Genomic DNA, 7,188 nt, shown 5'->3' with positions numbered 1-7,188 from the left:
TCCCGGTGGTCCCGGTGGTCCCGGTGGTCCCGGTGGTCCCGGTGGTCCCGGTGGTCCCGGTGGTCCCGGTGGTCCCGGTGGTCCCGGTGGTCCCGGTGGTCCCGGCGGAGTCGGTGCGGGCGGGGGTGGTCTCGGTGTACGTGGTCATCGTCAGCCGCTTTCCTGGGGTCGGGACGCGCAGCAGCTCCGTCACCGCTCGATGGTCGACCTTGCCGTTGGCGTTGTGGGGGAGTGCGTCGAGGCGGCGCACCACATCGGGCACCAGATGGCCGGGGAGCCGGTCGCGCAGCTCCGCGCGCACCCGGTCGGGGTCCGCGTCGCCGGTGAAGGCCAGGCCCAGGCGTTCGTACGCGCCGCCGCGGCCGGGCAGGGCGACCGCCACGCAGTCGCGCACGCCGGCGCGGTCCGCGGCGCGGCTCTCCACCTCGCCCAGTTCCACGCGGTAGCCGCGGATCTTCACCTGCCGGTCGGCGCGCCCGAGGAAGTGCAGCACGCCGTCGGCGTCGCGCTCCGCGCGGTCGCCGGTGCGGTAGACCCGCGTGGGCACGCCCCCGACGTCGACGGTGACGAACCGCTCGGCGGTGCGCTCCGGGTCGTGCAGGTACCCCCGGGCCAGCCCGGCGCCCGCGACGCACAGCTCGCCGTCGATCAGGTGGACCTCGGTGCCGGGCACCGGCCGGCCGATGGGCACGCCGTGCGGCCGGTCGCAGTCCTCGGGCCGGATGCGGTGCGTGGTGGCGAAGGCGAAGCTCTCCACCGGGCCGTAGCAGTTGTGCACGGTGGTGTCCGGGTGGCGGAGCAGCAGCTCGCGCACCGGCTCGGGCGCCAGCCGCTCCCCGCCGATGAACATCAGGTCGACCCCGCGGAAGCAGTCGGGGTCCAGCCGCACCAGCAGGTTCACCACGGACGCGACCAGGACGAGGGTGTTCACCCCGTGCCGGGCGATCAGCTCGCGCAGGGCGTCTGGCAGCAGGTGGTCCTCGTCCGGCAGCACCACGGTGCCGCCGCGGGCGAGCATGCCCCACAGCTCCAGGCCGCAGGCGTCCCAGCCGACCGGGGAGAGCTGGGGCAGCACCCGGCCGGGACCGAAGGCCGCGAGGGGGCCGGAGCCGAAGAGCCGCAGCACGGCCCGGTGCGGTGTCACCACCCCCTTGGGGGTGCCGGTGCTGCCGGAGGTGAAGAAGACGCAGGCCGGGTCGTCCGGCCCGATGCCGTCCGGGACCTTCCACGACCGGGGCGCCGGCACGGCCGGCGGGGTCCAGCAGGGTGCGCCGGCGAGCGGGGTGTCCGTGACGAACACCGGTGCCCGCAGCAGGCGCAGCAGTTCGCGGACCCGTTCGTCCGGCCATTTCACGTCGATGGGGCAGTAGGCCGCACCCGTCTTCAGCACGGCCAGCAGCAGGGTCGCCATCCGGGCCGAGCGGCCGATGCGCACCGGTACCAGACAGCCCGGTCCCACCCCCGCCCCGGCCAGCGCGGCGGCATGGGAATCGGCCTCCGCGACCAGCCGGGAATAGGTGACCGGGCCGTCACCGTCTATCAGCGCAATATGGTCGCCGTATTGTGCCGCGCGTTCGTCGAGTGCCTGATGAATCAGCACGTACCGCTCCTTTTCCGCAGCTGCGATCGCACGCATATTCACCCGTGGCGACAGGCGGGGCAACCCCTATGGACCCCATAGGGGCACCCTCGGCACCCAGGTGCGGACAGGTGTGTTCCGTACTGTCAGGCACCTGCCGGCAGGGTTTCGTTGACATTCCCCGACGCCCGTCCTTAGCGTCCATTTCGTCGCGGTACCGGGATCGGAAATTCTTCTTCCCGTCGTTGAAACCGATTATCGAGCCCTGGGGGAATTCGTGTCGTCCGCACCCCATTCCAGAAATCAGCACGCCGTCGACGCCGGCATCGACCACATCACCCTCTCCGTCGGTGACGCCCGAGCCCGGGCGGCCGAGTTCGTCGAGCGCTACGGCTTCGAGGTGATCGCCGCCGGGGACACCGAGGAGTTCACCGCCGTGGCGGTACGGCAGCGGGACGTCGTCCTGGTGCTGCTGGAGGGCCGCACCGACGAGCACCCGTCCACCCTCTACACCGCCCGGCACGGCGACGGCGTGAGCGGCATCGCCCTCAGCGTGGACGCGCCGGACCCCACGGTCCTCGAAGCCTTCGGCGACGTGACGCACACCTTCGTCAGCCGGCCCGCCGGCGCGCCCTGGTCGCTGCCCGGCATCACCCCGGTGCCCGCCGCGGACCGCGCGGAGGGCACCGTGGCGCCGGCCAGGAGCCACCTGCTGTGCGTCGACCACGTCGCGATCTGCCTGGAGAACGGCGAACTGGACCCGACCGTCGAGTTCTACGCCCGGGTGCTGGGCTGGCGGGTGGTGTTCGAGGAGGACATCCACGTCGGCGCGCAGGCCATGCAGTCCAAGGTGGTGCAGAGCCCCGGCGGCGGCGTGACGCTGACGCTGCTACAGCCCATGACCGGGGCCGTCCCGGGCCAGATCGACGACTTCCTGAAGAAGCACGGCGGCAGCGGCGTGCAGCACCTGGCCTTCGCGGTGCCGGACGTCGTGGACGCGGTGGCCGACCTCGGCAGCGCCGGCGTCCGCTTCCTGGTCACCCCCGACTCGTACTACGAGGACCTGGAGGAGCGGCTCGGCGGGTCCGGCCACGCGGTGGCGGAGCTCCGCAAGTACAGCGTGCTCGCCGACCGGGACCACGACGGCGAGCTGTTCCAGATCTTCACCCGGTCCGAGCACCCGCGCCGCACCCTCTTCATGGAGATCATCGAGCGCCGCGGCGCGACCACCTTCGGCAGCAACAACATCCGCAAGCTGTACGAGGCGGTCGAGCGACAGGACCGGGCGTGACCGGCGGGCGGGCCGCCCCGGTGGCGGATCCGCTCACCCTCGACGACCTGGAGGACCGGGCCCGCGCCGTGCTGGCGCCCGAGGTCTACGACTTCGTGGCCGGCGGAAGCGGCCACGAGTCGACGCTCGGCGCCAACCGGGCCGCCTTCGACCGCTGCCACCTCGTGCCGCGCGTGCTGTCCGGGACGGCCGCCGCCGACACCACGACCACCCTGCTGGGCGCGCCGGCGTCGCTGCCCGTCGCCGTGGCGCCGATGGCCTTCCACACGCTGGTGCACCCGGACGGCGAAGAGGGGGTCGCCCGCGCCGCCGCCGCGGCCGGCGTCCCCTTCACGGCGGCGACCCTCGCCGCCCGCCCCCTGGACGAACTGGCCGTCGCCGGCGGCGAACTGTTCTTCCAGCTGTACTGGCTGCGCGACCGGAACCGCACCGAACGGCTGATCGACGAGGCCGAACGGCTCGGCGCCCGCGCCCTGTTCCTCACCGTCGACGTGCCCTTCATGGGCCGCCGCCTGCGCGACCTGCGCAACGGGTTCGCCGTACCGGCCCACGCCGCACCGGTCAACCTCGCCGCCGCGCAGCACGGCGCCGGACAGAGCGTCGGCGGGCACGCCGCCGCCGTCATCGACCCCACCCTCTCCTGGTCCGACCTGGAGTGGGTGCGGCGGCGGACGCGACTGCCCCTGGTGCTCAAGGGAGTCCTCGACCCGGCGGACGCCCGGCGCGCGGTGGACCTCGGCGCGGACGGCCTGGTGGTCTCCAACCACGGCGGCCGGCAGCTCGACGGCGCCGTCCCCAGCCTCCTGGCCCTGGCCGGGATCCGGGACGAGGTCGGCGACGCGTGCGAACTGCTCCTGGACAGCGGGGTGCGCGGCGGCACCGACGTGCTGCGCGCGCTCGCCCTCGGCGCGTCCGGGGTGCTGCTCGGCCGGCCGGTCCTGTGGGCCCTGGCCTCCGGCGGCGAGCCGGGGGTGACCGGGGCGCTGGAACTGCTGCGCACCGAACTGGAGGCGGCGATGGCCCTGGCAGGCGCGCCGGACGTGGCCGCGGCCGGACGGCTGGGCGTGCGCTGGGCACCCGGCGCGAACGAACGGGAGGCGTGATGACCGAACCGTCCCACGCCCGGACGGCACGGCCCGGGGCGGTGATGGACCTGGCCGACCTGCACGGCTCGCTGTCCGACCCGGCGCTGCTGTCCATGAACCTGCTGAACGAGGTCTCCGAGCGGTACCCGGACGCGGTGTCCTTCGCCGCCGGCCGGCCCGACCCGGGCGACTTCGCGATCGAGGACGTCCACCGGTACCTGCGCACCTGGACCGCGCACGTCGCCGAGGGCACGCCCGGCGGCGCGGAGGCGGCCCGCAAGCGGCTCTACCAGTACGGCAGGACGAAGGGGGTGATCCAGGACCTGGTGGCCCGCAACCTCGCCACCGACGAGTCGATCCACGCCGACCCGGAGTCGATCGTGGTGACCGTCGGCTGCCAGGAGGCCATGGTCCTGGTGCTGCGGGCGCTGCGCGCCGACGACCGCGACGTGCTCCTCACCACCTCGCCGGCCTACGTGGGCATCACCGGCGCCGCCCGGCTGGTCGACCTCCCGGTCGTGCCCGTCGACAGCGGCGGCGACGGGATCGACCTGGCCGACCTGGCCGCCAAGGTGCGGGGGGCGCGCGAGGCCGGACTGCGGCCCCGCGCCTGCTACCTGGTGCCCGACTTCGCCAACCCCACCGGGCTCAGCCTGGACGTGCCGACCCGGCGCCGGCTCCTCGACCTCGCCGCCGAACTGGACATCCTGCTCGTCGAGGACAACCCGTACGGCTTCTTCGGCGACGGGATCCCCCCGAAGCCGACGCTCAAGTCGATGGACGGGGGCCGCCGGGTCGTCTACCTCGGCTCGTACGCCAAGACCGCCCTGCCCGGCGCCCGCATCGGGTACGTGGTGGCGGACCAGCCGGTCGTCCGGGACGGGGAGACCGTCGGCACCCTCGCCGACGAGCTCTCGAAGATCAAGAGCATGATCACGGTCAACACCCCGCCGATCGCCCAGGCGGTCATCGGCGGCAGGCTGCTGGAGAGCGGCTTCGCGCTGCGCGAGGCCAACGGGGAGGCCACCGCGCGGTACGGCCGGCGGCTGCGCCACCTGCTCGACGGGCTCGCCGCGCGCTTCCCGGCGCCGTCGCCCGTCACCTGGAACCGCCCGGACGGCGGCTTCTTCCTGGTCGTCACGGTGCCGTTCACCGCCGACGACGAGCTGCTCGCCCACTCGGCCGCGCGGCACAAGGTCATCTGGACGCCCATGCACCACTTCTACGCGGCGGGGGGCGGCCTGCGACAACTGCGGCTGTCCTGCAGCTCGCTCACGCCGGAGGAGATCGACCTCGGTCTGGACCGGTTCGCTTCGCTGGTGACCGATCTTCTGGAGAGGACCTGAGAACCATGAGAGCGCTGACGGTAAACGGTCGGACGATCTCCGACGAGACCGACGCCTATGTGATCGCCGAGATCGGCCACAACCACGAGGGCGACCTGGGCAAGGCGGAGGAGCTGGTGCGGCAGGCCGCCGCGGCCGGCGCCAGTGCGGTCAAACTGCAGAAGCGGGACAACCGCTCCCTGTTCACCCGGGCGATGTTCGACTCCCCCTACACGGGGCGCAACAGCTTCGGCCCGACGTACGGCGCGCACCGCGAGTTCCTGGAGTTCGGCGCCGCCGAGTACACCCACCTCCAGCAGCTGTCGGCCGAGCTGGGCGTCGACTTCATGGCGACCGCCTTCGACTTCGCCAGCGTCGACTTCCTGGCCGAGCTGGGGGTCCCGGCGATCAAGATCGCGTCCGGGGACATCAGGAACACGCCCCTCCTCGCCTACGCGGCGAAGGCGGGCAAGCCGCTGATCGTGAGCACCGGCGGCGCCGACATGGAGGCCGTGCGGCGCGCCTGCGGCACCGTCCTGCCCATCAACCCCGACCTGGCGCTGCTCCAGTGCACGGCGATGTACCCGGCCGAGCCGGAGGTGCTGAACCTCTCGGTGCTGGACGCCTACCGGGCCGAGTTCCCGGAGACGGTGATCGGCTTCTCCGGGCACGACCTGGGCCCGTGGGCCGCCTGGACCGCGTACGCCCTGGGCGCCCGGGTGGTGGAGAAGCACGTCACCCTCGACCGCACCGCCCCCGGCAGCGACCACGCCTTCTCGATGGAGCAGCCCGACCTCGCCGAACTCGTCGACGGACTGCGCCGGGTGCGGCGCTCCCTCGGCAGCCGGGAGAAGGAGGTCCTGGACGGCGAACGGCCCGCGATGGCCAAGATGGGCAAGAAGCTGGTCGCCCACCGGGACCTGCCGGCCGGCCACCGCCTCACCCTGGAGGACGTGGCGATCAAGTCGCCGGGCGACGGGCTGACCCCCGACCGGCTCGCCGACGTGGTGGGCCGCCCGCTCGCCCGGCCGCTGGCCGCCGACGCCGACATCACCCTGGACGCGCTGGCGGACGCCGATGCCGGCCGCGATTGACCTGACCGGCTCGGTCGCCGTCGTGACCGGGGTCCACGGCCGGCTCGGCGCGGTGTGGGTGGACGCCCTGCTGGGCGCCGGCGCCCACGTGGTGGGACTGGACGTGCGGGAGACCGGCGGGCCGGAGCTGGGCGCGGTGCTGGACGCGCACGACCCGAAACGGTTCACCACGCTCGTCGCGGACGTCACCGATACCGCCGGGCTGCGCCGCGCGCTCGACGCCTGCCTCGACCTGGCCGGCGAACCGGACGTCCTGGTCAACAACGCCGGCGTCGACAGCCCGCCGTCGGCCGAGGGCACCGGCTGGCGCTTCGAGGACATCCCGGACGAGGTGTCCGGCGGCGTCCTCGCCGTCAACGCCCAGGGGACCCTGCGGATGTGCCAGGTGTTCGGCTCGCGGATGGCCCGGCGCGGCCGCGGCTCGATCGTCAACATCGGCTCGATGTACGGGGCCCTCGCCCCCGACCCGCGGATGTACGAGCACCTGCCGGTGGAGCCGCCGTTCCTGAAACCGCCCGCGTACGGCATGTCCAAGGCCGGCGTCGCCGCCCTCACCCGCTACCTCGCGGCGCTGTGGGGACCGGCCGGAGTACGGGTCAACACCCTGTCGCCGGGCGGTGTGCTCGGCGCGCAGGACCCCGTGTTCCGGGCGAAGTTCGACGCCCGCGTGCCGCTGCGGCGGATGGCCCGCGCCGAGGACCTCACCGGACCGCTGCTGTTCCTCGCCTCCGACCTGAGCCGCTACGTCACCGGCACCGAACTCGCCGTGGACGGCGGGTTCGGCTGCTGGTGACCCCGACCCACCTTCGAGGAG

The 7,188-nt window shown here is 73.6% G+C and carries 6 protein-coding genes; 5 read left to right on the top strand and 1 reads right to left on the bottom strand.

The window, feature by feature from the left end; all coding sequences use genetic code 11:
- On the bottom strand, positions 1-1,636 hold a 1,636-nt coding region (locus ACF1ED_RS09105; protein ID WP_391758143.1), incomplete at its 3' end, for an AMP-binding protein.
- A 220-nt stretch (positions 1,637-1,856) separates the two neighbouring features.
- Between ACF1ED_RS09105 and ACF1ED_RS09100 the strand changes: the two genes are divergently transcribed.
- From ACF1ED_RS09100 to ACF1ED_RS09080, 5 genes are read left to right on the top strand one after another with little or no spacing between them, the layout of a single operon-like run.
- Positions 1,857-2,870: a VOC family protein gene (locus tag ACF1ED_RS09100; protein WP_391758141.1), complete on the top strand. Its 1,014-nt coding sequence runs from the start codon at positions 1,857-1,859 to the stop codon at positions 2,868-2,870.
- Positions 2,867-3,973: an alpha-hydroxy acid oxidase gene (locus ACF1ED_RS09095; protein WP_391758139.1), complete on the top strand. Its 1,107-nt coding sequence runs from the start codon at positions 2,867-2,869 to the stop codon at positions 3,971-3,973. Before ACF1ED_RS09100 ends, ACF1ED_RS09095 begins: the two co-directional genes overlap by 4 nt.
- Positions 3,973-5,301 carry a PLP-dependent aminotransferase family protein gene (locus ACF1ED_RS09090; protein ID WP_391758137.1) on the top strand — a complete coding sequence of 443 codons (1,329 nt, stop codon included), beginning with the start codon at positions 3,973-3,975 and terminating at the stop codon, positions 5,299-5,301. The genes ACF1ED_RS09095 and ACF1ED_RS09090 overlap by 1 nt, the downstream gene beginning before the upstream one ends.
- Before the next feature lie 5 nt (positions 5,302-5,306).
- Positions 5,307-6,374, top strand: coding sequence for an N-acetylneuraminate synthase family protein (locus ACF1ED_RS09085; RefSeq protein WP_391758135.1), 1,068 nt, complete (start codon positions 5,307-5,309; stop codon positions 6,372-6,374).
- On the top strand, positions 6,358-7,167 hold the full coding sequence (locus ACF1ED_RS09080) for an SDR family oxidoreductase (RefSeq protein ID WP_391758133.1): 810 nt from the start codon (positions 6,358-6,360) through the stop codon (positions 7,165-7,167). The genes ACF1ED_RS09085 and ACF1ED_RS09080 overlap by 17 nt, the downstream gene beginning before the upstream one ends.
- Positions 7,168-7,188 lie beyond the last annotated feature (21 nt).

This window comes from Streptomyces sp. NPDC014656, assembly GCF_043084305.1.
GTDB lineage: Bacteria > Actinomycetota > Actinomycetes > Streptomycetales > Streptomycetaceae > Streptomyces.
Note: the sequence above shows the minus strand (reverse complement) of the source record. Positions and strands in the feature narration are given on the sequence as shown.